The sequence below is a fragment of the Staphylococcus sp. FSL W8-1270 genome (assembly GCF_038007165.1).
GTDB lineage: Bacteria > Bacillota > Bacilli > Staphylococcales > Staphylococcaceae > Staphylococcus > Staphylococcus hominis.
Genome location: NZ_JBBOWQ010000001.1, coordinates 166856 through 193319, shown reverse-complemented (window position 1 = coordinate 193319; position 26464 = coordinate 166856). Strand labels below are relative to the sequence as shown.

The window sequence follows — 26464 nt, the reverse complement described above, 5'->3', positions numbered from 1 at the left end:
TGATTGTTATGAAGAAGCACAGTAAAGATTACTTCCATCTTTTTTATAGTCAGCTATTCGCAAATACTGGAGACGTGTTAACCGTTGTCGGCTTAATTTCGGTAGTATATAGTATGACCTCAAAAACGACTGCCGCTTCTATGATTCCAATTATTTTCACATCAGGTCTCTTTGTTAGTAGCTTTATTTCAAATTATATTTATCAGTATTTTACCCAAAAACAAGTATTATGGATTTTCCAAGGGCTTAAACTTGTAAGTCTATCCATCATCGCAAGTTTACTTATGTTCGAACGATCTCCAATATTTATTTTTATTTTACTATTTATAAATGCTCTATTTGATGGATTTACCAACCCAATTAAGAATGCGATGATTCCTTTTATTGAAAAGAAAGAATACATAACGTCAGCGAACGCTTTAATGAATATGATGAGTAGTATTGTTCAATTGTCGACATGGGCATTAGGTGGATTTCTGATGAGTCTGATTGGCGCTAAATATTTATTTTTATTTGCGCTTGTACTAGAAATCCTATCATACTTCTTTATTATTCAACTTTCAGAACGACATATTTATAATAATGAAAAAGAAAATATATTAAATAGCTTTAAAACTGTATTACGTCATAACTATTCCAATAAACTGAGTTTATATCTAAATCTATCTATAATTTTCGAATCTGTCGCAACGTCCATTTGGGTTGCTGCAATTATTCTTACATATACGAGAACATTTTTACATGTCGATGATTTTTGGTTTGGACTCATCAATGCTGCCTTCTTTAGTGGGACAATTATTGCTGGGTTATGGATGAATGATAAAGATCAATTTTTCACAAAAATAAGTTACCCTATTATTATTTATATTCCGCTCATATTAGCTTTTATTAATACCAGCTTTATCCTACATCAATCTGTTTTACTTGCTTTACTCATGTCATTATTAATGGGAATTTTCGAAGATTCACGCTATATTTCTTTAAACTCAGTTGTACAACGTGAAGTACCAAAAGAAGCCCTAACATCTACCTATATACTGAATAATTTATTAAGCAGTATATTTTTCTCACTTGGTACTTTAGGTATTTCTCTTGTTGTAGATAATCAAGGAGTGATGTGGGCATATGTAATTAGTAGCGTTGCTTATGTGTTAACATTTGTTTTAGGTTTATATTTTAAAACAGCAATTAAAAATTAATTTACGAGGAGACGACGATATGTGTACAGGCATTACATTTCAAGCCAGCAATGGAGATGTTATTTTTGGAAGAACGATGGATTACGATTATCCTTTGAACGGCTTTCCTGCAGTTCAACCTCGAGGATACTCCTTTAAATCGCATGTCGACTATGAAGGGGAAACGTTGTATGCCTTTGCAGGTGCTGGTTCTGATATGGAGGGATTTGTTTTTGGAGATGGCGTCAATGAACATGGACTTGCCATGTCAAATCAATACGATCGTGGATATGCGTCATATGCGACAGACATTCGTGAAGGCTATATCAATATTTCGCAAACAGAAGTCCTTGTGTGGGCGCTCGGCTATAACAGAACTATTGAAGAACTTATTGAAAATGCGAAACAAGTTAACGTTGTAGCCTATTCATATAGTGATATTAACGAAGTTCCTCCATTACATTATCATTTATCTGATGCGACAGGCAGAACTGTGGAAGTGACATTTGTTGAAGGACGTATCGTCGTGATTGATAATCCAATTGGCGTACTCACAAATAACCCAGATTTAAATTGGCATTATGAAAATTTGAAACACTATATGCATGTGACACCATATAACATTGACAATACATTTTCAAAACAATTGAACTTAGGGAATACGAATGGCACATTCGGTTTACCTGGAGGGTATACATCTGGCGAACGTTTTGTTCGAGCAGCTTATCTTGTTCATCACTTATTACCAAATAGCGATGACCATCCTATCTTAGATGCATTTAGAATTTTAGACCATGTGAGTGTACCAAAAGGCGCTGTTCGCCCTTCAGACAATGGATTTTATTATACGTTATATCAAACTGTTTTTAATTTAACGACAAAAACACTCTATATTAAATATTATGACTCGAATACCATTACAGAATTACAACTTACCGATGACTTAATAAATCGTGACGATTTGGTAGTCTTTTCGAGAAAGAATAAAGGGTTATATACTGAAAAAGTGAATGACTAACATATTTTTAAATCTAATAAAGTACCTCTCTTACATTAAATTGTAAGAGAGGCTTGTTATTTTTTCACTTTTATCATTCTTTATTTTATCTATAAACTAGTCCACCATCAGTTAAAATAGCTTGTCCAGTAATATAATCTGAATCTGATGATGCTAAGAATGACACTAAAGAAGCCACATCTTGTGGTTCTTGATAACGCCCGAGTTTAATTGCTGATGAGAACTGTTCAAATGCTTCACCTGGTTTTAGATTACTGTCTAGTTTAACCATTTCAGCATCAATACGATCCCACATTTCAGTTTTAGCAACTCCAGGACAATAAGCATTCACCGTAATACCTTTTTCAGCTAATTCTTTCGCTGCAGTTTGAGTGAGAGAACGTACTGAATGTTTAGTAGCACAGTATGTACCTAATACCTCATAAGATTCATGTCCTGCAATACTGCATGCGTTAATGATTTTACCTTTACTATTTTGCTTAATAAACTGTTTTGCTGCCGCTTGAATTCCAAATAACGTACCATATACATTTATATGGAATAATTTATCCAATTCATCTTCTGTAATATCTAAAATAGGTGATACCGCATCTACACCAGCATTATTTACAAATACATCAATTTGACCAAATTCTGCCACTGCAAATTGAACCAATTCTTCTTGCTCTTTTTTCTTAGAAACATCACTATGAAATGCTACCACGTTATATCCATTCTCTTTAAATTCTTGTTCTGTTTTTTCTAGAGCTTTTTGATTAATATCTTGAATCACAATATTAAATCCATCATTGGCTAAACGTTGAGCAATTCCTTTTCCTAATCCTGCTGCTGAACCTGTAATGACTGCTGTTTTTGTCATAATACCACTCCTTTTACATAATTATTTTACCCTTCTAGTTTAATTTTATTCTTAATTTTAAATAATTCACAAACTGTTCATATATCTTTTACGTTGCCTTATATCATCATCTGTTTAATGATGTAAATAAGTGTTTATACCTTACGTATTAAACTGTAAAAAATTAAAGGAGAGGTTTTCTTATGAATATTTTAGTTACTGCATTTGATCCGTTTGGCGGAGAAAAGGTAAATCCGGCATTAGAAGCGGTTAGACAACTGGACCCTACTATTGGGGCACATACCATTACAACATTAGAAATCCCAACTGTATTTCACAAATCAAAAGATGTGATTCAACATGAATTAGAACATCATCATTACGACGTGGTATTATCGATTGGACAAGCAGAGGGACGTTTCAATATTACACCTGAACGTGTAGGCATTAATATTGATGATGCACGTATTGCAGATAATAAAGGACATCAACCCATTGATGTTGCCATTCATCCAGATGGAGCGCCAGCTTACTTTTCAAATCTTCCTGTTAAGGCAATGACCGAAGCAATTAAAAAAGCGGGTGTTCCAGCAAGTTTATCGAATACCGCAGGCACATTTGTCTGCAATCATGTGCTTTATCAATTAGGCTACCTTGCAGATAAGTATTATCCTAACTTACTATTTGGCTTTATCCATGTGCCCTTTATTCCAGAACAAGTCATAGATAAACCTAATACACCTTCGCTGTCTTTAGATACGATTACAAAAGGACTTACAGCAGCAATCAATGCGATTTCAGACCACCCTGATGTTAAGGTAGCTTTAGGAGAAACACATTAGAAAATAAGATAATTAGTGATATGTAAGATACAAATTCTATAATTAAAATGATTCTTTTTGTCTACAAAACATATAATTTTGTAGACATTTTTATTTTCAAAATAAATGTTTCCATGTATCATTAATAAGTGACGAATATAAATTGAAAGAGGTTTTAAATTTGAAAAAGCATCTGCTTTTGTCATTCGCAATGTGTGCCTCCCTACTATTAACTGGATGTACACATGATCAACATCAACACAAAGAAGTGAAAGTATCTCTTGCACGAGAATTTAACCCGACCCAGTTAGATGCACAAGCGTTTGATGTTCCGATGCCTGTCTACAGTGCAATATATCAACCTCTTGTTACATATGGAGAAAATGGAAAGATTGAGCCTGGTTTAGCTAAATCTTGGGAAGTATCTAATAATGGAAAAGATTATACATTCCATTTAAAACACAACATTAAATTTAATGATGGGTCAACTTTTAACGCAAAAGCAGTCAAATTTTCAATTGAACGTGCGAAAGCAACCGATAAAACGAATCCTATGGAAACCTTGGATAAACTGAAATCGGTCACTCTTAAAGATAACTATACCGTAGACATTCATTTAAAAACACCATCTAATCAGGTATTAAATGAGTTATCACAAGTCCGCCCCCTTCGTATCATGAGTCCAAATGCCGTCAAAGATGGTAAAACGACAGGTCAATTTGAAAAAGCGATTGGTACAGGTCCATTCAAAGTAGCAAATTCAACAAATGAGACTGTGTCTTTTAAACCAAATCCATATTATCGCAACCATCATCCACTGGATTACGATTTAATTTTTCAAACAATTGAAGATAGCGATTCGAGACATCTTGCAATGGAAAGTCATTCTATTGATATTACAGGGGGTTCACTAGGACATTTGACTCCTCAACAAATCAAGGAATCATACCGTAATCAAGATTTAAAGGTAAAACAATATCCAAGTACAGAAACACAGTTCATGGCCTTTAATCCAGAGGTCTCATTACTTCAAAATAAAAAGATGCGCGAAGCAATCAGTAAATCGATTAATACTGATCACTTATCATCAAATAAGCAGCTTAAAGGATTATTCCAAGACGGCGTAGAATTCGTGAATGATACAAATCAACACACCCATTCATATAATCCTACTCAAGCGACACGCTTATTAGAACAATTAGGCTATAAAAAAAATGATCGGGGCTACTTTGAAAAAAATGGACGAGACCTTTCTTTAAAATTAGCGCTACAAACTGATGAATTTCCTGAATGGAAAACAAAAGCAGAAATTATGCAACAAGATTTGAAAAACGTAGGTATTCATTTGGATATTAACGTTTTAGATGCCCAAACGTATTATGAAACACTCACTATCCGAAAAGATTATGATCTTATTTTCTATCGTTCTTATACGAATGCGCTCATGCCATATAACTTTTTAAATGCACGCTTTAAGCAAGACGGAGATAAGCCCGGTATGTTCGCAAACGATGTTCAGCTAACAACAATGCTTAACCGCTTCTCAACCATTACCAATAAGGATGATCAACAACGTGCATTTAATCACATCTCACATCGCATCAATCAACAGTATCTTGAAGTGCCAATTGCTTATCCAAACGAAGTGTTTGTTACAAGTCCTAAAATTAAGCAATTCGAATTCTCAGGACAAACGGATGCACCCATTAATTACGATAAATTGAAGGTATCTCATCATGATTAGTATGATTAAACATTTACTTAAACTTATATTATATTTCATTATTATTTCGTTTATCTTATTTGTGCTACTTGAACATACAACTGGAAATCCAGCGATTCAATATCTACATGAACATGGTGTCGCACAAATCACAGATGAACGAATTAAGATGGCTCAAGATAAACTTGGATTAAGCCAAGCATTTCCTATTCGTTATTTACAATGGTTAGGCCATGCATTTACAGGCGATTTAGGCACGAGCTTTAGTAACGGCGAGCCTGTCACTGACCGTATTGCTAAAGCCGTTGCTCCTACCTTGAAACTTATTTTTATCTCAGCCATCATCTTATTTCCACTTGGCTATATTATTGGCTATCTCTGTGGGAATTATCCTAAGAAAAAGTGGTCTATATTCATATTACGTGCGTCTCAAGTGGTGACATCACTACCAGAATATTGGTTAGCCATTATTTTTATTTACTATTTCGGTGTGAAATGGCATCTTCTACCATTTGTTGGAAGTTATAGCTTTGAATACTTTATTCTACCTATCGCTATTTTAGTCTTAGTTGAAGGGAGTCATATGGTTTTACTCAGCAGTCATCTATTTGAACGTACACTTCGTAATGAAGCATACCAACTTGCCTCATTACGTCAGTTTAAATTAAAAGATCGTATTTACGTACAAGTTAAAGACATCTTAGCGCCATTACTTACGATTACAATTAATAATTTTATTCGTTTATTCAGTCGAGTCATTATTTTAGAAGTCATTTTTAGTATTTCAGGGTTAGGAAAATTGCTTATTATTAGTATTAATCTTCGGGATTATCCACTCATTCTAGGTATTCTAATGATGATGATTACAATCATTATGATATTGAATTTCCTGGGTGATATTTTACTAGAAAAAAGTGACCCTCGTTTGAATATGTCGAAAACGTTAGGAGGGCGAGTAACGTATGAAGATTAAACATTTCATATGGCCTATTGCAATAATCATTTTAGCTGTACTCGCTTATGCCCTATATGATAAAACAAATCAAATTCATCAATCTCAAGCATTACGTCCCCCAAGTTTACATCATTTACTTGGTACGGATGATTTGGGTAGAGATTTTCTAACACGACTATTTGTAGGTAGCTTGATTACACTTGGTCTTACTGCATTCATTATGATAGGGACAATCGTGCTTGGACTGATCATTGGTCTTATTTCAGCTATAGTAGGTAAATGGTTAGATTCTATCATTATGGCACTTGCAGATATGTTAATCGCTTTACCAGCTATCATTATCGCGCTTGTCGTCCTTGGTTTTATTAATAATTCTGTAGTAGGATTATGTCTTGCACTCATCATCGGCTGGCTCGGTCGCTATTTGCGGTATTTCAGAAATTTAGCACGTGACACGCTGACACAACCGTTCGTTAAATTTGCGCCACTTAGTGGGATGTCGAAGTTCCAAGTTACAATACATCACATTGTGCCACATCTCATCAGTGACATTATGGCACTTGTTACTGCAGATTTTGGTAAGTTAATGTTAAGTATTTCCGGTCTCGCCTTTATTGGTTTAGGAGTAAAACCCCCTATTCCTGAATTAGGCGCCATTTTACATGACGGTAAAAGTTATTTCTATTCTGCGCCCTGGTTATTTATCTTTCCAGGTGTCTTATTAGGAGGGTTCGCACTCATATGTCAAATACTCAATCGTCGTCACCTACATTAGATACAGTCCTTTATATCAATGATGTATCTGTTTATCACAAACATGAACCATTACTTAAACAGATACATTTAAAGATTGAAAAAGGAAGCTTTCATTGTTTAATTGGAGAAAGTGGGAGTGGTAAATCTTTACTTACACGTACTGTACTGAATATGAAAGAAGATGATTTAACCTATCGTGGTGAGATTCATCTCGATTTAACGCAAACGGATGCAATGTTCCAAGATGCGAATCGCAATTTTTTCCAAAATGTTCGTATCAAGCGACACTTTGATGCATTGTTTGACTCTATGTCATCTTCATTAACACGTGATCAACAAAAAGCATTTGTATTACGTCAATTTAAACATCTCGGATTGGACCAACCTGAATCCATTTATTATCAGTATCCTTTTGAATTGAGTGGTGGTATGGCACAACGAGTTGCACTTGTCATGGCTATTGTAAGAGAAGCACAGTTTTTAATTGCAGATGAACCGACTAGTGCGCTAGATCAAAACAATCGTCATAGTTTAATGGCTCTACTGCATCATGTAGTGACAGAACATGATATGACAGTGCTATTTGTAACTCATGATTTAAACTTAGTCTTAAACTATGCAACACATATCAGTGTCATGCTAAACGGAAACATTGTAGAAACAGGGCGTGCTTCTGATATTTTACGTGATCCTCAGCATGCTTACACGAAGCAATTGATTGAACTAGCTAATAGGAGATATCAATATGTTACAGATTAAACAGTTAAATAAAGCTTTTTCTAATAAACAGATATTTAAAAATTTTAATTATACATTAGAGACACACGATCATTTATTGATAAGTGGCGTAAGTGGAAGCGGAAAGTCTACTTTGGCTCAAATTATTGCAGGATTAGATTCAAATTATCAAGGTACACTCATATATAACGATTTAGAACTTGGCCATATTTCACAACACAAATGGATGAAACATATCCAATATGTGCCTCAATATCATTCGAGTACACTTGATCCAAATAAAACAGTTCATTGGATATTAAAACAACCTTTAATTCATTTTCATTATCCTAAAGCTATACATGAGGACAGAATAAAAGAAGTCATGTCGCAATGTAAGTTAGAATCACAATTACTTGGTAAAAAAGTGGGTACTTTAAGTGGTGGCCAATTCCAAAGGCTATGGATAGCAAAAGCTTTGCTTGTAGAACCAGATGTCTTGATTTTAGATGAAGCAACAACAAATTTAGATATGGTGAACGAAGATATCATCTTACAAATGTTAAGAGAATTTCAACATTTACAGTTAATTATCATTACACATGATTCATATTTATTGAAAGCTTTACCTGGTAAACATTTAAATATTGGTTAATTCAAAATAAAGAGTGGGACAACGAGTTTTGTCTCACTCTTTTCATAAATAGTTCAATTCTTTTATAAAGTAAGTTGTAGGTTGAAATCAGAGTATGTTATGTTCAAGTTGCAATATACATAGTTCAAATAAAAACATTAGAGGTGATACAACCATGACTCAACAAGGTATTACAGAAACACGTATGCATTCAGATTCAAATCTTGACTCTCATTATCACAAAAAAGATGAACGTTATCCTAAAGGGAACCGCTTCTTAAATGTTCTTATTTTTATAGGATGGATGTTACTTGCTCAGATTCCTATTGTTCTTATTTTATTTATTACTAATTTTTCTGCAAAAATGGATATTACAAGTGGAACACTAGCAACATTATTATTTATGCTGTTAGCTGCTGTCGTTATTTGGCTGGTTAGACGTTATTATCAACGGCATACATATGAGCCAATGAGACCGTTTAAACGCAAAGATATTATGATTAATATCGGATGGGCACTATTACTTCGCGTTATTGTTATTGGAATGAGTTTTCTAATGATGGCAATAACAGGTCAAGCACAGACAGAAAATGATAAGGCATTACTTGGTAACTTTCAAGGCGCGAAGCCTTCTCCCGATCAACTTGGGCAAGCGTTTCCTGTCATTGTATTTGCACTTACCCTTACGTTTGTAGCGCCCTATTTAGAAGAATTAATTTATCGAAGTATCTTTAAGGAGACACTGTTTAAACGTAGCAGTTTTTGGTTACCATTTATTTTATCCTCACTTATTTTTGCTTCCCAACATGGTATTTCAAATTGGGTAGCCGTTTTAATGTATATCATGATGGCGATGATTTTTTATCTCGCTTATCATCGTCGTCATAACGTCAGAGATAGTATGATGGTTCATATGATTCATAATGGCGTGACGGGTATTGTGATTATTGTGAGTTACTTTATCGCAATGTTTAGCTAAAAAAGTATACCTGTTAAATGAAGTCGACAACTATTTCGCCAAAAAAGGAGTGGATCGGAATTCATTTTGAATTCATCGGCCCACTCCTTTTTTAATTCATTCGATTAATCTATATCAATATGATTTGAATTCTCATTAAACGCTTCAGTTTTAATATTTTTATCTTCCAAGAAATTTGTAATATCTTGTTTTTCTCGATCATTTACAATATCTTGATCTTTATTCACTTGCTCAATATCATTAAAAATAGATGTATCATCATCTGATTTTAATGATATTTCTAAACTTTTTTGCTCTATGCGATTGGCTGTTGAAATATAACGACTTATTTTATCAGTATAGATCGCATAGTCATTATTTGGCATCTGATTATTTTGAATGTATTGTGCAAAATTTGTATCATTCTCATTCTCTAATTGAACAAGTTTTTTTAATTTATTTGCTTCTGTATTGGATAATTTTTGATTGGAATATAATTTTATTTTATATGTATTGATCGTATCGTTAATCTTTTTGTCAATATTAATATACTTTTTAATATCTTTTTTAATCGTTTTCTCAGAAATCTGTACATGTCGTACTGATGTTTTTTCAAAAACATGATCCGGTACCTTTGTATCTGATTCTAGACTGATATCTTGATCATCAGAACTCTTATTGTCTTCTGTTGAATGTTCTTCTTGTGTATCCGCTTTGTCCGAATGGTCACTATCCTCTTTAGACAATCGATGACATCCCACTAAGCCAATAGATAATATGAGAATAAGCATTACTACCACTATCTTTTTCATAACTTTTCTCCTTAACTACGTTTATTTATCTTTACTTTAAGTATAGAACAATTACGACTACTTTTGAATGCGTTATAAGTTGCTATCTTTATATGGACTACGGCACATTAACAGAACAATAATCACAATGGTATAGCCTATGGTAGAGACGATAGATGTTTCAAAACCAAACTGTCCTCCCGTAAGCACCATATTTTTAAAACGTAAAACATATTGAAAGACGTTATAGTCAGTTTCTTTTGTAGTGATATAAACGACTTGAAAGACATTCCAAAAGAAATGTAAAGTGATACTCGCCCAAATGGTGTTAAATCGATATGTTGCTATACCAAACATCATACCAACTAAAGTGCCACTAGCTAACAATAAAAGGAAACTTGTAACATTTAGAGCACCATTCAATAAATGAATCACGCCAAAAAACAGTGAAGTACCAACGATTGCGATTCGAATGTTCGTTTTCTTTTCAATATAGCCCATTAAAAGACCTCGACACACCATTTCCTCGACAATAGCACCAGCTGCAGCTTGCATAAAAATAATGTAACTCAAGTCGTGTATCGTCTTACTGATTGAGTTAAAATGATGTATCTTAAAATCTCCCGGTATAAAAATAAAGTAAATCGCATATACTACGCACGGTAATGCAATACCTAAAATCAAATAAATCGGATGAAATACAGGTTTTGTAATTCGATATGAAGATAGCGCCTCTTTAAATACATGAGTAATTATCCATCTTACGATGAAAAATGTAAGTAAAATATAAGTGATACTCGATAAAATTGTTCCAATTCCATAAAATGGTATCAATGTATCAAATAATAGCGCAATCGTTTGAGAAATAACCATAATGATTATCGCTAAAAGAAACATACTAACAATTTTTATTATTTTCATTTTTATTCTCCAATATAAGTGATGTATATAGATTATGTTAGCACAATCGATTGTTTAGCAGTTGGTTGGGTATAATGTTTATGTAGAGAATTTATGAACAATGCTTTTTCATATTGGAATTCATAAACATATGGAGGCGTTTAGATGATGAAATTGATCAATTTAAAAAACAAATCTATCGCAAGTGATTATGTAGCAGTTGAGTTATTAAAGTTAATACAAAGTACGCCGACAGCTACTCTTGGATTAGCGACAGGTAATACGATGACAGAAATCTATCCACGATTATCTGAATTATTAACGGCAAATCGTGTGAATTTAAATGATATTAAAACATTTAACTTAGATGAGTATGTGGGTCTTAATTCATCACACCCTCAAAGCTACTACACATATATGCATGAGCTTTTATTTAATCATAACGAATGGAATGAAGATCATATCTACATTCCAAGAGGAGACGCACCTGATCTTGAAGACGAAGCATATGCTTATGAACAGCGTCTATTCTCTATAGGACAACCCGATATTCAATTATTAGGTATTGGAGAAAATGGCCATATCGGTTTCAACGAACCAGGTACATCTTTTGATAGTCAAACACGCGTTGTAGATTTAACTGATTCTACGATTAAAGCCAATAGTATTCATTTTAATACGATTGATGATGTTCCAAAACAAGCTATTTCTATGGGATTACAATCTATTATGCGCGCAAAACGTATCATTTTATTAGCTTTTGGAGAACGTAAACAAGAAGCTATTGAGCGTTTAGTGAATGGTTCAAAAACTGAAACATTACCTGCCTCTATTTTACAAACGCATCCGAATGTAGATATTATTATTGATGATGTCATATTTAATTATTTAAACCACTAAAAAGGACAGAACGTTCGAGTTCTGTCCCTTTTAATATATTAACTTTACTTCCTATGGATGTTTAAATAATTTTAAAAGCAATGAAATAATAATACAAACTATCGCAATAATTGCGAAAGTAATCAAGAAAATTAAATCCGTTTGAGTGAAATTCACACTGATATCTGACCAACTTTTAAAAGAACTATTATAAAGCGCATTGACTACTACAACTGCTAATAAAGCAATGACCGATAACCATCCTAAAGTAGTAAAGAAATTTTTTGCACTTGGAAATCTTAAATCATTTTGCATTATCTATCCCTCCTTTACTTCGAATTCATATATTATGTAGATTTACTATGTATATACACTAAACTTCATATATATAAACCTAAAAAGATAAAGAGATACTAAATTATTCATTTTTCACCATGCGAGTAGTCTTAAAAATGATGAATGGTACCTGATTTAATCGTTGTATCCACTTGTATATGGTCGTCTACAATTACGATATCTGCATCTTTTCCTATGCTTAAGCTTCCTTTTTGCTTATCAATATTAAGTGCAATGGCTTGATTTAAACTTGCCACTCGCCATAAGTGGTCTAAACTATCATGCGTAAATTGAATTAAATTATGCAGTCCTTCATTCATTTTTAAAATACTGCCTGCAAGTGCGCCATTTTCTAAACGTGCTTCTTTCCCTTTAACAATCACATTTTGTCCACCTAAATCATACTCACCATCTTTCATACCTTTGGCACGCATGGCATCTGTAATTAAATACATGTGAGTAGGTCCTTTTTGCTTATATGCAATATCTACAGCAGCAGGATGTGAATGAATCCCATCACCAATAATTTCAGTGTTTAAACTTTGATTGGTCCATGCGGCACCAAACACACCTGGATTACGATGCTCAAAAGGTGTTGCAGCGTTGTAAAGATGCGTTACATGTTTCGCACCTCGTTCTACCGCTTCATTTGCTTCTTCAAATGTGGCAACAGTATGTCCCATTGAAAAGATGATATCATCACGCAATTCATTTAACGTCTCATGAGCACCTTCGACTTCTGGGGCAAAAGTAATGATTTTAATTAATCCTTTCGCTACCTCTTGAAAATGTCGAATTTTTTCAACAGTAGGACGTTGTACATATTTAGGGTTTTGTGCCCCTACTTTGTGTTCAGAAATAAATGGTCCTTCTAAATGTACGCCACCGATTTCAGCCGCTTCACCTAACGTTTGATTTTCATAACAAGCGACAATATTGTTCAATGCTTTTTCAATATTCTCATCAGATTGCGTCATCGTTGTTGCTAAAAATGTTGTTGTACCTTCAGACAATAATTGTTTAGCTAAATGATTTAAGCCGTCATACGATGCATCCATCGCATCTTCTCCATAGCCACCATGAATATGAATATCGATAAAACCTGGTAACACATGCTTTCCTGCTACATCTATTTGATTTAAATGACCTTTATAATCACCTTTTTGAATATCACTAATTTTGCCATTTTCTACGACAAGATACCCTTTTTCAATAACTTGTGCTTCCGTATAAATTCTTCCATTTGTAATGACATATTGAGACATGATACCCCTTCTTTTCTATAAAATTTCTTATCATTTCAAAGATATTATATCATTTCATATTGTCATCATTAGGCAATTTCTTCTTTTGGAAAAAATTTTCAAAAACGTCATTAAATGATTATATATATTCTTCTCAAACAAGACTATTCTATAAATGAAAAAGATTTGATATCAGGATAAAGAAGAAATATCAATGACAAAAAGTCTCGCGCATGAATGCGCGAGACTTTTATATACCATTTCTAAATTTATCTCAATATCGTGCCACCCTTACCTCAATTGATAAGAGTGGCATTTTTTTCATTATGCTGATTTCTATTTCTTAAAAGTACCTCCCCTTCTAATAATAAAGAAGTCGCCTTGTCAGGCGCCTTTAGTTTCCAACGTGAGAAATGGAGGTGAATGACATGATATATCACGAAATCATTACAGAACTCAATAATCTAAATGAAACGCCACAAACGATAATCGCTCAATATGAACGTATTGAATTTGGTCAATCATGCACTAACGATGAAACATTATTAAACTGCAATTTCACTAAAATCTTTCACAAATTGAATCAAAATCATACACTACGCCCTTATTTAAAACTCATATCGACTAATCCATCTGAATTAATAGAATGGTTCATTCTTTATTCATATGTCCTGGGAAATGACTAGGTTAGACACGATATAACTAACTTAAATTTTCAAATTTAAATAGTACGCCATTTAAAGCGAAAAATACAATTTTTATAAAATAAAAACTTTTAAAGAAATGACCTATCATGTCTAAGGTCGTTTCTTATAATAAATTTAGGTTTTGTGAAAGGAAGCTTTCGCCTATGGAACAAGCATTTAGAGTATTAAATATCTACGATAAATTATTAAAAAATGAAACAGTCAACAAATTAGAACTTGCAACAGAATTTAATGTGAATCCTAGAACGATTCAACGAGATATAGATAATATTCGACATTATCTATATGAATCAACGCTACACTCAGATCTTGAGTTACAAATTCAATTTGAACAAAGTAAAAATAGCTACTTTATTAAACGTTATCCTAAATATTCACATCAAGATGACTTACGTGTTCAAGTGACATATGAAATGACATTTAAGCTATACGAAACGTTAAAAATGCGTGATGACATTAAAATTTTAAATAAAAACGATAAAACATATGACGTTCAAATGAATTTAAATCCTAATGAAGCAATTGACTTGTGTTTTCAATATCATCGCTCGTTACGATTGATTTCTCCTGATCATCTATTAAAACAATTCACCGTAGAACTTATCAAACTACAAATGATTTATCTAAGAAATGAAGTATGACCTCATAACATGTAGGTTGTAATATATACATCCTACATGTTCATTTTAAAAATTTTATTAAGGAGTTGTTACTATGAAAAAATTCAAACCTTTCCTCATCATAATGAGCTTAGCAATATTCACTTTTTCACTGACAGGATGTAGCCAAAGTATCGAACATAAAAAAGATATTTCTATTAAAGATATTATTAATGATAAAAAGGAACACTTTTTATATACCGTAAGTAATTCCAATGGAGAATCAAAAGTAGATTGGATATACCTCACGAAAGCCGGCAAGATGAAAATGATTGCATTCGATGATTCTTTAGAAATTCCACCTAGCTTAATTAGTAAGTTAGATGCCAACGAAGTCAAAAAAACACTAGATAGTAAAGACGTTGACTATGACGAAACACCTTATCAAGATGTTAAAAGCTATATAGAATTAACCACAGATAACGGAAAACCTTTATTCACATTACTAACTACAAATAACATTTCTAAAAAAGATTTCCAAAATGATATTGGTAAGGCGATGAATCAATCCGCTACCGACAAAGATAGTTTTATGTTTTATACAAGCGTTGAAACAGGTCAATCTCAATATCCCACTAAAAATGTAGAGTATATTGGAACCTTTACAGCAAATCCTTCAGCCCTTAGAGGAGATGATGCGGATGATGACGATTATAAATATACAATGATTAAATTAGATAATAAACATCAAAAACTCGTTGACCTCTCACCTAAAGATAAAGACGTTACACAAGTTAAATTCTCAGATTTCAATATGGAATAAGGAGTAGTTAATATATGTATCAAACAAAAGAACAGTTAATGTCAGATATCGCATTATTAATTAAAGCACATGATCAAAAAGAGTTTCAAAATAAACTCATTCGTCAAGAAGAACAAGAGATAAAACACTTAACATTAAAACAAGTCAAAAAGAAAAACATGTTAATATTATTATTACCGAGTCTTGTGATGATACTCATATCATTGTTTATCTATCACTCAACTAGCCTTATGATGATTGGACTCATTTTACTTATCGTCTGGTTCGTCAAAAATAAAAATATCAGACCTGAAAACAAATCAATTACTAAATCGAAAGGATATAAAAAAGCTGAAAAAGAGCTGAAAGATCAACCCGATATTCAACAGCATCAACATAATATTCAACGTCATCAACACACATTAACTGATATACACCACACTGTAGCAGCTTCTAAAGCCCAACAACGTATTCCAAAAGCTTATACTCACATTCATTCTTTACGTTCAATGTTTAGTTATCTTTATAACCAACGCGCTGATACTTTAAAAGAAGCCATTAATTTATATGAAACAGAATCACATCAAGCACGTATGGAAGGGCAACAACAACAAATTCTTTCTACTGTTACTCAAACAAGTGTAGATGCTAAAGCAGCAAAATACGCGTCAGAATTAGCAGCATCCAATTCCCAAGCATCTGCAATATGGGCAGAAAGAGCGGCACATAGCGCTAGAGCAGCCAATGAAAATGCCGCAGAAGCTTCTCAAAATGCAAGTGCAGCAGCAACTCATGCGTATAAAGCAAGAAAAAATACTGAAAAATAGATATTAAATAAAACACCTTCTAACCAAAACTGCTAGAAGGTGTTTTATAATATGTTCACTACCCGTCTATCTCAAATCCCATATCTTCAATCATTTGGTAATCAAGCTCATTAGGTTGTCCGCCTGTTACTAAATAATCGCCTACAAAGATAGAATTGGCTGCTTGAAGTGCAGTTGCTTGAAGTGAACGTAAATTGACTTCACGACCACCCGCAATTCGAATTTCTTTAGTAGGATTAATCAATCGAAACAGAGCTAAGATACGTAGACACTTTGTTGGAGATAACAAGTCTAACCCACCAAACTTGGTACCTTTAATCGGATGTAAGAAGTTTACTGGAATACTGTCTGCATCAATCTCTTTTAACGCAAATGCCATATCGATAATATCTTCATCTGTTTCTCCCATGCCACAAATCACACCAGAACATGGTGAAATATTATGTTCTTTCATAATTTCAACCGTATTCACTCTATCTTCATATGTATGTGTTGAAACAACTTCCTCATGGTAACGTTCACTTGTATTTAAATTATGATTATAGCGATCAACACCGGCTTCTTTTAATTGTGTCGCTTGTTCATCATCGACTAAACCTAAACACGCACAAATTTTAAGTTGTGGATGAATAGCTTTAATATCTTCTACCGTATCACAAATATGATTTACTTCTTTATTCGAAGGACCACGTCCACTCATTACAATACAATACGTTCCAATTTTATGGTCTGTCGCGACTTGTGCCCCTGCTTTAATTTGTTCTTGGTCCACTAAAGCATAACGTTGTTTTTCTTTCATTTTGACAGATTGACCACAGTAACCACAATCTTCCGGACATATGCCACTTTTCGCGTTTAAAATCATATTCAGTTTTACTTTTTTACCGTAATAATGTTTTCTTACTATATAGGCTTCATTTAATAATTCAAACGTATCAATCGTTTCGTCTTGAAATAGACTTAGACACTCTTCTTTAGTTAACGCTTCTCCATTCAATACACGTTCTGCTAGATTTAATGTCATGATGTTTGTCACTCCTATCTTTTAAAATACACTAATAAAACTCATAATTGTAAACTTTATATAATTATAAGTTTACATTATTCTTTGATTAAATCAAAGGATGTTTTAAAATGAAATGGTCTATGAATATAACCTCAGACAACCCGAAGTGTAACTTGTAACCATTAGATATTTGAATAACTCATAAAAAAACTTGAGCCTACATATGTAAAATACATATATTAGGCTCAAGCGATTTAATATAACTATTTATTTTGTAATACGTGTACCAATTTTACCTTCTAACGCATCATCTAAACCTGATAAAGAAGTAATCAACACGCTACCTTTGGGATTCTTTTCAATAAATTGAAGAGCTGCTTCTACTTTTGGCAACATACTGCCTTGCGCAAATTGATTATCGGCAATATATCCTTTCATATCATCGACTGTGACGTCACCTAGTCCTTCTTGATTGTCTTTTCCGTAATTAATATAAACATAATCAACAGCTGTTAAAATAATTAATTGATCCGATTGTAAATGCGCTGCAAGTAATGCACTTGTCTTATCTTTATCAATGACTGCATCGACACCTTGATAACGACCTCGTTCCTTAACAACTGGGATGCCGCCACCACCCGCTGCAATCACAAGCGTACCATGTTTAATGAGTGTTTCAATACTATCAAGTTCAACAATATTAATAGGTTGAGGAGAAGGCACAACGCGACGATATCCACGTCCTGCATCTTCCATAAAAGTATATCCTTTTTCTTCTTTAGTTTTTTCAGCTTGTTCTTTAGTATAAAATAAGCCAATAGGTTTCGTTGGAAGTTGAAACGCTGGATCATCGTTTGCTACTTCGACTTGTGTCACAAGTGTCACGACTTCTTTATTAATCCCTAGTGCATGTAATTCATTAAGTAAGCTTTCTTGCATCTGATAACCGATATACGCCTGACTCATTGCGCCACATTCAGGGAATGGGAAAGGCGGGCCTTGTTCATGTTCTGCTGCATAATTTAACCCTAAATTAATACTTCCCACTTGTGGTCCATTCCCATGACTAATGACCACTTCATATCCTTTGTTGATTAAACCGACTAATGATTGAGCTGTTCCTTTTACAAGTTCTAATTGTTCTTTCGGTGATTCTCCTAAAGCATTACCACCTAATGCGACCACGATTTTAGACATCCATAGGTCCCCCTTTTTCTCTATTCGCCTAAAGTTGCCACCATTACTGCTTTAATCGTATGTGCTCTGTTTTCGGCTTCTTGAAAGACAACAGAACGATCACTTTCGAAAACCTCATCTGTGACTTCCATTTCATTCAAACCATATTTTTCTTTAATTTGTTTACCAATCTCTGTTTCTGTATTATGGAAAGCAGGTAAACAGTGTTCAAAAATGGTATGTGGATTGCCTGTTTTTTCTATTAATTCTTTTGTTACACGATAAGGTTCTAATAATTTAATACGTTCTTCCCAAATATCATCGGACTCACCCATCGACACCCACACATCTGTAGCAATCACATCCGATCCTTTCACCCCTTGGTCAATATTGTCAGTCACTAAAATAGTACCGCCATTTTTATCAGCCAATGACTGGCATGTTTCTAGTAACTCATCTTTAGGTCTTAACTCTTTTGGACACACAAGATGAAAAGTCATCCCCATAATCGCTGCACCTTGCATCAATGCATTTGCCATATTATTACGTCCATCACCAATATATGTGAAATGAATGTCTTCATAAGGTTTTTTTAATACTTCTTTTGCAGTTAAAAAATCAGCAAGCACTTGTGTTGGATGATCTTCATTCGTTAAACCATTCCAAACCGGAACACCAGCATATTCTGCAATTTCTTCAATAGTACGTTGAGAGAATCCGCGATATTCGATACCGTCATACATCCCACCTAAAACACGAGCCGTATCTTTAGCCGTTTCTTTCACTCCCATTTGTGTACCTGTAGGCCCAAGATACGTCACATGAGCACCTTGATCATAAGCTGCCGTTTCAAAGGCACAACGTGTGCGCGTAGAATTTTTTTCGAAAATTAAAGCGATATTTTTACCTTTAAGTCTTTGTTGTTCGATGCCTGCATATTTTGCACGTTTTAAATCTTCAGAGAGATTAAGTAAGAATTCCATTTCTTTTTTTGAAAAATCAAGTAATGTTAAAAAATTTCTATTTCTTAAATTTTGCATCTTGATCCACTCCTTTGTCAGAGATTTAACATTTAAAACCCAATACACATAATGTGTATTGATAGTACAATATGTATAACTTTTTATTATATTATTACACAAAAAATATAAGATAGAAATTCAAAACATATAACAAAAAAACTTCTTTGCCATATTTTGACAAAGAAGTTACTCATATTTATGCTGTTTTAACTTTTCTTTTTGCTTCACGATCTATCATATCTTGTTTTGTAACAATTGGATATTTTTTGAATGCAAGAGAACCAAGGAAGCCTGCTAAACCACCTACAATGGCCATTACAACACCATAGATAATCACTTTCATTGGACTATTAAAACCAAACATCACTAAGAAGCCTGCAATAGGTGTTGCTGTACCTGTTGCGTCATTGATCATACCAGATAAAGCAATAATTAAACCTGCAACAGCTCCTCCAAAGAAGTTTGTCACATACACTGGTATCGGGTTCGCAGAGACAATATCAGCTTGAGATAACGGTTCAATACTTACTGAAATCGTTGACTTACGATCTCCTAATTTTAAACGATGGAACAGCGTACCATTCATAAATGCCGAACTAAATGCAGCCATAGCACCAATGGCCATTGGCACGCCAGTTAAACCAAGTAAGGCGGTTAAAGCCATTGAACTTAACGGCGCTGTACCTACAACAGTAATAATGCCTCCAAGAATAATCCCCATAATAATTGGATTTGTGTCCGTACTACTTTTAATAATGTCACCAATTTTTAGTAATGTATTATTCACTACTGGCGTTAAACCCGTCGCAATTAAACGTGCAAGTGGTGCAAGAAGAACGATTGAACCAATAAGATCTACACCATCTGGAACATATTTTTCTGTATATTTCATAAGATAACCTACAATATACCCAGCAAAGAACCCTGGAAGTAAGTCTAAACCACCACAAGCAGCTCCGATAACTAATGCATACACAGGTGAAACACCAATAGCTAAGGCAGTTAACCCAGCAGCAGCGACACCACCAAGACCTCCCGCAGCGTCACCTAGTTGTTCTAAAAATTTAATACCAAATACTTCTCCACCTACATATTTGTTAAAAGCTTCTACTAAAAATGTCGCAATGGCTGCATTAGCTAAAGCTCCCATCGCACGCATACCACTAGGTGCTTTATATGTAAATAACGTAAAAATCACTAAGACTAAAACTAAAAACAACGTACCAATTAATAAATCCATAGTCTACTGTCATCCCCTTATATTTAATTTAGATGTGAGGTATGGCTTCAAATCAGACAATATCTCACTACTTACTTTCTTCCTTAGTAGACAGTTTACTAAAAAACGAAATATATTTCACGGAATTTTTTAATTTTTTAAATTAAATTGAAAATTCCGTTTATTTTTTACTTAATTACTTCAAAATATATCTATCTTACACATTATGAAATGATCGACAAAATGATATAAATATACAAATGAAATAATCTGATAAAGTAAATGTAAACAAAATATCAGATTTAATTAACCTAGAATATATGTTATGTTAATGTATATAACAACATATTCACTAGGGGTGCGATTGATTGCTGAGAGAAAGTACTTACTTTCAACCCTTAAACCTGTTGGTTAGTACCATCGTAGGAAAGTGACTTACATATTACTTGACGTCTTTCAGTATTCACTTTTTTGCGTAGAAAATTGAGTTATTGGAGGATTTTTTTATGGAGAAATTAAGAGTTGGTTTAGAATGGTTTTTAAATCCTGATCACATGCCATTAATTTTAGGTATAGAAAAAGGATGGTTTAAGGAACAAGATTTAGAGATTGAGATGATTGAACCTGAAGAACATTTTGATGCTTTAGATGAAATCGAAAAAGGTACAATGGATATCGCAATTACAGAACCTATCCATTTAGTAGAAGATAAAGCATCCAACCAAAATGTTGTAGGCTTCGCAAGATTCTTACACACCAACGGCGGTATAATGTATAAAAAAGATAAAGGTATTAAAACACCAAAAGATTTAATTGGCAAACGTCTTCAGTACCCAGGAGCTCCAGGTCTTGGTGGTATTGCTATTGCAAAAACCATGATTGAAACTGATGGTGCTCAATATACAGATGGTGATATTATACCAATAAATAATAGTTTTTATCATACTGATGCGTTGTTAAATGATAAAGCAGATGCAGCAACACTTATCTTTGAAAACTTTGAAATTTTAGAAGCAAAAAGTAAAGGATTAAATGTCGATTATTTCGCATTAAAAGATTACAATGTTCCTGACTTTTGCCAATTAATTTTTATCACTACCCCTGATAAGTTACACTCTGAAGAAGAAAAAATCAAAACATTTATTAAAGTTATACAAAAAGCAATTCAATACATTAAGACTAACCTTGAAGAAGCAATTAATATCTATTCTTCATATACGAATACAGACGTAAGTGAAGATTTAAACAAATCCACAATACAAGCCACAGCAAAATGTTTCACTAACGATTTATCAATGAGTTCTGACTTTTACAATGATTTACAATTATGGTTAAAAGAAACAGGTAAAATTAAAAAAACAATCGAACCTAAAGAATATTTCACAAATCAATTACTATTTAGTAGATATGCTAACTAAACTCAAGTTTATATTCAGAGTCTCTACAATTTTTAAATTGTAAGAGACTCTTTTACTTCTAAAATATTGCCATTCTCTTCAATATCTAAATATATTTCTTCATTTTTAGCATTGCCGCTACCTAGAACTGAACTACTTCATTTTTCCTTAATTGAGAAAGAACATGTAAGCTGTAGCACCAGTAACGCCACCAGATATGCCGTCAATAACAGCATCAGTAGCTGTACCTAAAGTACATTTATACCAATTTGTTTTGTCGTCTTACCATCTGATAGTGTTAAGATTTCATTATCATTTATTTTACCAGTAATATTACTATCGGTAATAGATAAATGTAGAACACTTTTATTTTTTTGAGTTAAGTTACTAATACCATCTTGTTTGTCAGCTGCATGAATTTGATTAGCATTAGATACTACTATTGGAGCTACAACAGACTCTGTTACAATAGATACACTTAACAATACTTTTGATAACATATATTGCTTCATACCTAAAATGCTCCTTTTTAATTATTCATAAATTCATATTATCAAAATGTTACATATATTAATTAAAAGATTCTCAAATGTATCAACATAGTTCTCAACTTCTATAGGAGCAAATATTGCTAGACCAATAGGAGCGGGATTAGATTTAGTAGTCGTTACAGGCATATTACTCTTGTCTGAATAGAAATTTTTCAGTGGTAAATCTGCTACTGATATTGTTAAGGATAAAGCTAATGAAAAAGTGAGCGTCATAAGAAATTTTGTTATGTTGAAGAGTTTCAAAAATTTAATGTCTGATAGCATTAATAATGTAAAACATTTTGGGACATCCATCAGTTCAATATTTTCATAAAGGTGGCTAAATAAATTGGAAGAATCATTAAATCGTTTAAGAAAACCAGCAATACAAGTAGTAAATATATTCTCATTATTGTTTATATTTTTCTCATATATACAATATCAATTTGATCTTACACTTGAAAGAACACCTAATTATCTAATCATTACTACAGGTTTTGCATTAGTTATTAATTTGCTTGCACTATTCCAATTTTTTGAAAAGAAAATTGATAATCCCATAAATAAAGCGAAGCGATATTTAATAGTAAATATATTAAGTCTCTATGTCTCGTATCTAACTTTTTATAATTTATATTTTTTTGTAGCCGCTGAACATCAATATTATTTGGATAAATATTGGTATATCGGTTTTATAACATTACTTGTTTGTACAACTATGCATATATTAAGTGTATTACTAATGAGATTCTCTCCCAAGTGGTTAAAATATGATAAAAGAATCGTCATTATTATTTTGAAGGCTATTGCTTCGTTGATATATATACAAAAAATTATAGAATATATAATAATTCCAAACATAGCCGATTCCCATTTTGTATTTTTAATGTCAATATTGTATATTTTTGCCTGCAATTTTTTAGTAACTATTTATTATTTACTGTATGGTCGCGTGTACACAGAGACAAAAAACAAATAAAAAACAATAACAAGAAAGTAATAATGAAAATAGACGTATTGATAAGGTCTTATATAGCAAAATGGAATTTTCTATTCATCCATATTATTGGAAAGAGACGATGAAAAGAATTCAAGCGTTTTTTATTTCAAATGATATTTATACAATGGTATAAATTTAACAAAAAAGAGCTTTCTCCATGAATTATTTTTTTAATTTTTTTAAAAAGTATAAATGAACATTGTATATCACTACTGCGCTTATTAGCATAATTATTATATAAAGTATCGTACCTAAAATATCATGGTGTTTGATAAAACATATTTTTTTAACACTACGGCTACGATAAAGATTATTATACAGTTAATTACATGAAAGGTAGTATTAATGGTTACTTTTTTGTTTTTCTTCATTAAAAAAACTCTCATTTCTCAAATAAGTGATTAGAATAATAAAGTAAAATCGTTAGTTGTTATTTGATTAATCTTATCCGTATTAGCTATATTAAAAAGAATATTCTCCTTTTGTATATTTATTCTGTTAGTAAAATAAACAACAAATGTCCTAAAATAACTAAGATAATAGTCATTAAAATAATACTGATTGTTGTTATTATTTTTATTGTTCTTCTACTAAAGTCAGTATTAGCATAAATCGAAAAATAGAACATTACCAAGTATCCAACGAACATGCCATACATAGATAATAAAAAATTCCATTCAATATCCATGTATCCTCCACGCATTAAAGCATACGTTCCTATAATTATAAAAAATAAAATAAGTTGGTATATAAAAGTTATCATTTATCTATTAGCCTCCTACATTAGTATTATATTTTTAGATTGGTAGCAATCTTTAGATAATGTTCTGAACTAATAGCGGAGATTGGCAACCTAAAGAACAATTAAAAAAGTTATAATACAATAATACTGGAGATGTGATGACATGAGTACAAATAAAAAAATATATTTTCTTTGTTTCATATTATCTTTTATTATTTATATATTTTTACCTATCATTATTGGCAAAAACCTTTTTATTACTCGTTTATTCGTTATTTTTCCTTTATTATTCTTAGGTGCATTTTTATTTTCTTCGAACAAAAAAAGTTAGCTACAAGTGTAGTTAACTTTTTTACTATCTCTCAATCTTAAAGAAAGGATAAAAATGGATAATAATTAGTTTTATAGTGACGGAACTTCTGATAATTATCACTTATGTTAACTGCTTATTTAATAATATTAATTGAAATGGTCCAATCAATATTAGAATACATCTATATCTCTATTTTCTTTTAATTAAGTGCTCTTTTTAAAATTATCATAAACGCTGATATAACAATACTTATAGTTAATATTGAATAAGAATTGATCGATACTATAACCTCTAATATTGCATACTATTTACAATTGTTACAAGACCACTTTAAATTGTCTGAATACTATTATTTTAGTTGATTTCATAGTCTTCAGTCGACGTCAATTCTATAAATAGGATTGATTTTTTTATCCAAATTCCTATTTTCCTATTACTTTTTAACCTGTTTATTATTCTATAAATCTCTCTAAATGCTCTAAAAAAGTATCTTAAAATTTCAAATAGTAGTTAGCTATATTTTTTACTTTGCAACAGAACCAGAATAAGTATATATATTTAGGGTATATATAAGTAATAGACATCTAAATAATAAGTAATAGGAGGCTGGTGTAGATGTTCAAAAATATATTATTACCCTATGATTTCGAAAATGATTTTAGTGCTATCCCTGACTATTTAGAAAAAGTCACCGATGAAGATTCAGTTGTTGTAATTTATCACGTTGTAACAGAAAATGATCTTGCAATTAGTGTCAAGTATTATAATAAGCATAAAGAAGATATTATTAGAGAAAAAGAAAAAAAACTCACTCCATTTTTACGTGAATTAGAAAAAAGAGATATTCAATATAAAATAGATGTAGATTTTGGGCATATTAAAGATACAATCTTAGAAAAAATTACTTCTAAAGATATAAATAATGGTGAATTTGATTTAGTAATTATGAGTAATCATAGAGTCGATTTGAATATTAAACATGTTTTAGGAGATGTTACACATAAGATTGCTAAAAGAAGTTCTGTCCCAGTACTAATTGTTAAATAAACATAAGAAGTAAGAAATTTATTAATTCAAAAAGCCTAAATACTTTCTCACAAATCGAGAGAGTATTTAGGCTTTTTTATTTTTTTAATTTTGGTTTGTGATTTTTTAGATTATTTTTTGATTAGTCGTTCTAAAAAAGATTAGACACGCATTTATGCCGAGAAAATTTATTGAAGTTGAGAAGAACCCTTAACTAAACTTGTAGACGAATGTCGGCATAGTGTGAGCTATTTTACTGAAATTTATTTTGTTAATAAGATCCATGTTAAATGTCCCAGGATAAAAATAATAATAATCGTTAACATAGAACTGATATAGGCTATTATTTT

Annotated in this window: 28 protein-coding genes, 1 pseudogene and 1 riboswitch; of the genes and pseudogenes, 18 read left to right on the top strand and 11 right to left on the bottom strand. The window is 32.3% G+C overall.

Annotated features, from left to right (window positions below; translation table 11 throughout):
- Positions 1–8 precede the first annotated feature (8 nt).
- Positions 9–1199, top strand: a complete 1191-nt coding sequence (locus NSU06_RS00920) for an MFS transporter (RefSeq protein WP_242226824.1) — start codon at positions 9–11, stop codon at positions 1197–1199.
- Positions 1200–1218: 19 nt separating this feature from the next.
- Positions 1219–2196 carry a choloylglycine hydrolase family protein gene (locus NSU06_RS00915; protein ID WP_049415867.1) on the top strand — a complete coding sequence of 326 codons (978 nt, stop codon included), beginning with the start codon at positions 1219–1221 and terminating at the stop codon, positions 2194–2196.
- A gap of 85 nt (positions 2197–2281) precedes the next feature.
- Here NSU06_RS00915 and NSU06_RS00910 read toward each other — a convergent pair whose 3' ends face one another.
- A complete protein-coding gene (locus NSU06_RS00910) occupies positions 2282–3055 on the bottom strand; it encodes an acetoin reductase (protein ID WP_002449443.1) in 774 nt (257 codons plus the stop codon).
- 182 nt (positions 3056–3237) lie between these two features.
- On the opposite strand from NSU06_RS00910, the gene pcp reads away from it, so the two are divergent.
- From pcp to NSU06_RS00875, 7 genes are all read left to right on the top strand, one after another.
- Complete coding sequence (pcp, locus tag NSU06_RS00905; protein WP_049415870.1) at positions 3238–3876, top strand: pyroglutamyl-peptidase I; 639 nt, start codon at positions 3238–3240, stop codon at positions 3874–3876.
- A 160-nt stretch (positions 3877–4036) separates the two neighbouring features.
- On the top strand, positions 4037–5599 hold the full coding sequence (locus NSU06_RS00900) for a nickel ABC transporter substrate-binding protein (protein ID WP_340779058.1): 1563 nt from the start codon (positions 4037–4039) through the stop codon (positions 5597–5599).
- The gene (locus tag NSU06_RS00895; protein ID WP_049415879.1) at positions 5592–6551 is read left to right on the top strand and encodes an ABC transporter permease; all 960 of its coding nucleotides are present in this window, start codon (positions 5592–5594) and stop codon (positions 6549–6551) included. The genes NSU06_RS00900 and NSU06_RS00895 overlap by 8 nt, the downstream gene beginning before the upstream one ends.
- Entirely contained in the window at positions 6541–7308 is a 768-nt protein-coding gene (locus NSU06_RS00890; RefSeq protein ID WP_049415881.1) for an ABC transporter permease, read from the top strand. Before NSU06_RS00895 ends, NSU06_RS00890 begins: the two co-directional genes overlap by 11 nt.
- Positions 7275–8048: an ATP-binding cassette domain-containing protein gene (locus NSU06_RS00885; protein WP_048679937.1), complete on the top strand. Its 774-nt coding sequence runs from the start codon at positions 7275–7277 to the stop codon at positions 8046–8048. The genes NSU06_RS00890 and NSU06_RS00885 overlap by 34 nt, the downstream gene beginning before the upstream one ends.
- Positions 8035–8661, top strand: coding sequence for an ATP-binding cassette domain-containing protein (locus tag NSU06_RS00880; protein WP_049415884.1), 627 nt, complete (start codon positions 8035–8037; stop codon positions 8659–8661). Before NSU06_RS00885 ends, NSU06_RS00880 begins: the two co-directional genes overlap by 14 nt.
- 154 nt (positions 8662–8815) lie before the next feature.
- A complete protein-coding gene (locus NSU06_RS00875; protein ID WP_340779051.1) occupies positions 8816–9619 on the top strand; it encodes a CPBP family intramembrane glutamic endopeptidase in 804 nt (267 codons plus the stop codon).
- Positions 9620–9723: 104 nt separating this feature from the next.
- On the opposite strand, the gene NSU06_RS00870 is transcribed toward NSU06_RS00875, so the two are convergent.
- The gene (locus tag NSU06_RS00870; protein ID WP_049415887.1) at positions 9724–10410 is read right to left on the bottom strand and encodes an NDxxF motif lipoprotein; all 687 of its coding nucleotides are present in this window, start codon (positions 10408–10410) and stop codon (positions 9724–9726) included.
- 72 nt (positions 10411–10482) lie between these two features.
- Entirely contained in the window at positions 10483–11310 is an 828-nt protein-coding gene (locus tag NSU06_RS00865) for a CPBP family intramembrane glutamic endopeptidase (protein ID WP_070443092.1), read from the bottom strand.
- A gap of 147 nt (positions 11311–11457) precedes the next feature.
- Here NSU06_RS00865 and nagB point away from each other — a divergent pair, with 147 nt between their 5' ends.
- Positions 11458–12189: a glucosamine-6-phosphate deaminase gene (gene nagB / locus NSU06_RS00860; RefSeq protein WP_049415907.1), complete on the top strand. Its 732-nt coding sequence runs from the start codon at positions 11458–11460 to the stop codon at positions 12187–12189.
- Positions 12190–12240: 51 nt separating this feature from the next.
- Here nagB and NSU06_RS00855 read toward each other — a convergent pair whose 3' ends face one another.
- On the bottom strand, positions 12241–12483 hold the full coding sequence (locus tag NSU06_RS00855; RefSeq protein WP_017175592.1) for a hypothetical protein: 243 nt from the start codon (positions 12481–12483) through the stop codon (positions 12241–12243).
- A gap of 131 nt (positions 12484–12614) precedes the next feature.
- Complete coding sequence (gene nagA / locus NSU06_RS00850) at positions 12615–13769, bottom strand: N-acetylglucosamine-6-phosphate deacetylase (RefSeq protein ID WP_070663298.1); 1155 nt, start codon at positions 13767–13769, stop codon at positions 12615–12617.
- A gap of 407 nt (positions 13770–14176) precedes the next feature.
- Here nagA and NSU06_RS00845 point away from each other — a divergent pair, with 407 nt between their 5' ends.
- From NSU06_RS00845 to NSU06_RS00830, 4 genes are all read left to right on the top strand, one after another.
- Positions 14177–14434 carry a hypothetical protein gene (locus tag NSU06_RS00845; protein ID WP_017175590.1) on the top strand — a complete coding sequence of 86 codons (258 nt, stop codon included), beginning with the start codon at positions 14177–14179 and terminating at the stop codon, positions 14432–14434.
- 164 nt (positions 14435–14598) lie between these two features.
- Positions 14599–15096, top strand: a complete 498-nt coding sequence (locus NSU06_RS00840) for an HTH domain-containing protein (protein ID WP_070549277.1) — start codon at positions 14599–14601, stop codon at positions 15094–15096.
- A 73-nt stretch (positions 15097–15169) separates the two neighbouring features.
- Positions 15170–15877, top strand: a complete 708-nt coding sequence (locus tag NSU06_RS00835) for a hypothetical protein (RefSeq protein ID WP_017175588.1) — start codon at positions 15170–15172, stop codon at positions 15875–15877.
- A 14-nt stretch (positions 15878–15891) separates the two neighbouring features.
- Positions 15892–16683, top strand: coding sequence for a hypothetical protein (locus NSU06_RS00830; RefSeq protein WP_017175587.1), 792 nt, complete (start codon positions 15892–15894; stop codon positions 16681–16683).
- A 58-nt stretch (positions 16684–16741) separates the two neighbouring features.
- Here NSU06_RS00830 and bioB read toward each other — a convergent pair whose 3' ends face one another.
- From bioB to NSU06_RS00810, 4 genes are all read right to left on the bottom strand, one after another.
- Complete coding sequence (bioB, locus tag NSU06_RS00825) at positions 16742–17707, bottom strand: biotin synthase BioB (RefSeq protein ID WP_017175586.1); 966 nt, start codon at positions 17705–17707, stop codon at positions 16742–16744.
- A 249-nt stretch (positions 17708–17956) separates the two neighbouring features.
- On the bottom strand, positions 17957–18886 hold the full coding sequence (arcC, locus tag NSU06_RS00820) for a carbamate kinase (RefSeq protein ID WP_340779046.1): 930 nt from the start codon (positions 18884–18886) through the stop codon (positions 17957–17959).
- Between the two features lie 20 nt (positions 18887–18906).
- A complete protein-coding gene (argF, locus tag NSU06_RS00815; protein ID WP_048680351.1) occupies positions 18907–19905 on the bottom strand; it encodes an ornithine carbamoyltransferase in 999 nt (332 codons plus the stop codon).
- 178 nt (positions 19906–20083) lie between these two features.
- Positions 20084–21085: a PTS sugar transporter subunit IIC gene (locus tag NSU06_RS00810; protein ID WP_233654757.1), complete on the bottom strand. Its 1002-nt coding sequence runs from the start codon at positions 21083–21085 to the stop codon at positions 20084–20086.
- Here NSU06_RS00810 and NSU06_RS00805 point away from each other — a divergent pair.
- Together NSU06_RS00805 and NSU06_RS00800 are read left to right on the top strand one after the other, a co-directional pair.
- Positions 21045–21128: pseudogene (locus NSU06_RS00805) on the top strand (hypothetical protein); the annotation flags it as partial. The gene NSU06_RS00810 and the pseudogene NSU06_RS00805 sit on opposite strands and share 41 nt — an antisense overlap.
- A 322-nt stretch (positions 21129–21450) precedes the next feature.
- Positions 21451–21552, top strand: a riboswitch (TPP riboswitch).
- Positions 21553–21612: 60 nt separating this feature from the next.
- On the top strand, positions 21613–22524 hold the full coding sequence (locus NSU06_RS00800) for an ABC transporter substrate-binding protein (protein ID WP_167805812.1): 912 nt from the start codon (positions 21613–21615) through the stop codon (positions 22522–22524).
- A gap of 227 nt (positions 22525–22751) precedes the next feature.
- On the opposite strand, the gene NSU06_RS00795 is transcribed toward NSU06_RS00800, so the two are convergent.
- Positions 22752–23015 (bottom strand): hypothetical protein, encoded by a 264-nt coding sequence (locus tag NSU06_RS00795; protein WP_048680341.1) that lies wholly within the window; start codon positions 23013–23015, stop codon positions 22752–22754.
- A gap of 367 nt (positions 23016–23382) precedes the next feature.
- Between NSU06_RS00795 and NSU06_RS00790 the strand changes: the two genes are divergently transcribed.
- Entirely contained in the window at positions 23383–24012 is a 630-nt protein-coding gene (locus NSU06_RS00790; RefSeq protein WP_048680339.1) for a DUF5079 family protein, read from the top strand.
- Between the two features lie 511 nt (positions 24013–24523).
- Here NSU06_RS00790 and NSU06_RS00785 read toward each other — a convergent pair.
- Complete coding sequence (locus tag NSU06_RS00785) at positions 24524–24796, bottom strand: hypothetical protein (protein WP_049415701.1); 273 nt, start codon at positions 24794–24796, stop codon at positions 24524–24526.
- 907 nt (positions 24797–25703) lie between these two features.
- Between NSU06_RS00785 and NSU06_RS00780 the strand changes: the two genes are divergently transcribed.
- Positions 25704–26135: a universal stress protein gene (locus NSU06_RS00780; protein WP_048680008.1), complete on the top strand. Its 432-nt coding sequence runs from the start codon at positions 25704–25706 to the stop codon at positions 26133–26135.
- The last annotated feature ends 329 nt before the right edge of the window (positions 26136–26464 follow it).

Coding starts and splice junctions, on each gene's coding strand:
- NSU06_RS00920 (WP_242226824.1), top strand. CDS start 9: ATGAAGAAGCACAGTAAAGATTACTTCCATCTTTTTTATAGTCAGCTA.
- NSU06_RS00915 (WP_049415867.1), top strand. CDS start 1,219: ATGTGTACAGGCATTACATTTCAAGCCAGCAATGGAGATGTTATTTTT.
- NSU06_RS00910 (WP_002449443.1), bottom strand. CDS start 3,055: ATGACAAAAACAGCAGTCATTACAGGTTCAGCAGCAGGATTAGGAAAA.
- pcp (WP_049415870.1), top strand. CDS start 3,238: ATGAATATTTTAGTTACTGCATTTGATCCGTTTGGCGGAGAAAAGGTA.
- NSU06_RS00895 (WP_049415879.1), top strand. CDS start 5,592: ATGATTAGTATGATTAAACATTTACTTAAACTTATATTATATTTCATT.
- NSU06_RS00890 (WP_049415881.1), top strand. CDS start 6,541: ATGAAGATTAAACATTTCATATGGCCTATTGCAATAATCATTTTAGCT.
- NSU06_RS00885 (WP_048679937.1), top strand. CDS start 7,275: ATGTCAAATACTCAATCGTCGTCACCTACATTAGATACAGTCCTTTAT.
- NSU06_RS00880 (WP_049415884.1), top strand. CDS start 8,035: ATGTTACAGATTAAACAGTTAAATAAAGCTTTTTCTAATAAACAGATA.
- NSU06_RS00875 (WP_340779051.1), top strand. CDS start 8,816: ATGACTCAACAAGGTATTACAGAAACACGTATGCATTCAGATTCAAAT.
- NSU06_RS00870 (WP_049415887.1), bottom strand. CDS start 10,410: ATGAAAAAGATAGTGGTAGTAATGCTTATTCTCATATTATCTATTGGC.
- NSU06_RS00865 (WP_070443092.1), bottom strand. CDS start 11,310: ATGAAAATAATAAAAATTGTTAGTATGTTTCTTTTAGCGATAATCATT.
- nagB (WP_049415907.1), top strand. CDS start 11,458: ATGAAATTGATCAATTTAAAAAACAAATCTATCGCAAGTGATTATGTA.
- NSU06_RS00855 (WP_017175592.1), bottom strand. CDS start 12,483: ATGCAAAATGATTTAAGATTTCCAAGTGCAAAAAATTTCTTTACTACT.
- nagA (WP_070663298.1), bottom strand. CDS start 13,769: ATGTCTCAATATGTCATTACAAATGGAAGAATTTATACGGAAGCACAA.
- NSU06_RS00845 (WP_017175590.1), top strand. CDS start 14,177: ATGATATATCACGAAATCATTACAGAACTCAATAATCTAAATGAAACG.
- NSU06_RS00840 (WP_070549277.1), top strand. CDS start 14,599: ATGGAACAAGCATTTAGAGTATTAAATATCTACGATAAATTATTAAAA.
- NSU06_RS00835 (WP_017175588.1), top strand. CDS start 15,170: ATGAAAAAATTCAAACCTTTCCTCATCATAATGAGCTTAGCAATATTC.
- NSU06_RS00830 (WP_017175587.1), top strand. CDS start 15,892: ATGTATCAAACAAAAGAACAGTTAATGTCAGATATCGCATTATTAATT.
- bioB (WP_017175586.1), bottom strand. CDS start 17,707: ATGACATTAAATCTAGCAGAACGTGTATTGAATGGAGAAGCGTTAACT.
- arcC (WP_340779046.1), bottom strand. CDS start 18,886: ATGTCTAAAATCGTGGTCGCATTAGGTGGTAATGCTTTAGGAGAATCA.
- argF (WP_048680351.1), bottom strand. CDS start 19,905: ATGCAAAATTTAAGAAATAGAAATTTTTTAACATTACTTGATTTTTCA.
- NSU06_RS00800 (WP_167805812.1), top strand. CDS start 21,613: ATGGAGAAATTAAGAGTTGGTTTAGAATGGTTTTTAAATCCTGATCAC.
- NSU06_RS00795 (WP_048680341.1), bottom strand. CDS start 23,015: ATGAAGCAATATATGTTATCAAAAGTATTGTTAAGTGTATCTATTGTA.
- NSU06_RS00785 (WP_049415701.1), bottom strand. CDS start 24,796: ATGATAACTTTTATATACCAACTTATTTTATTTTTTATAATTATAGGA.
- NSU06_RS00780 (WP_048680008.1), top strand. CDS start 25,704: ATGTTCAAAAATATATTATTACCCTATGATTTCGAAAATGATTTTAGT.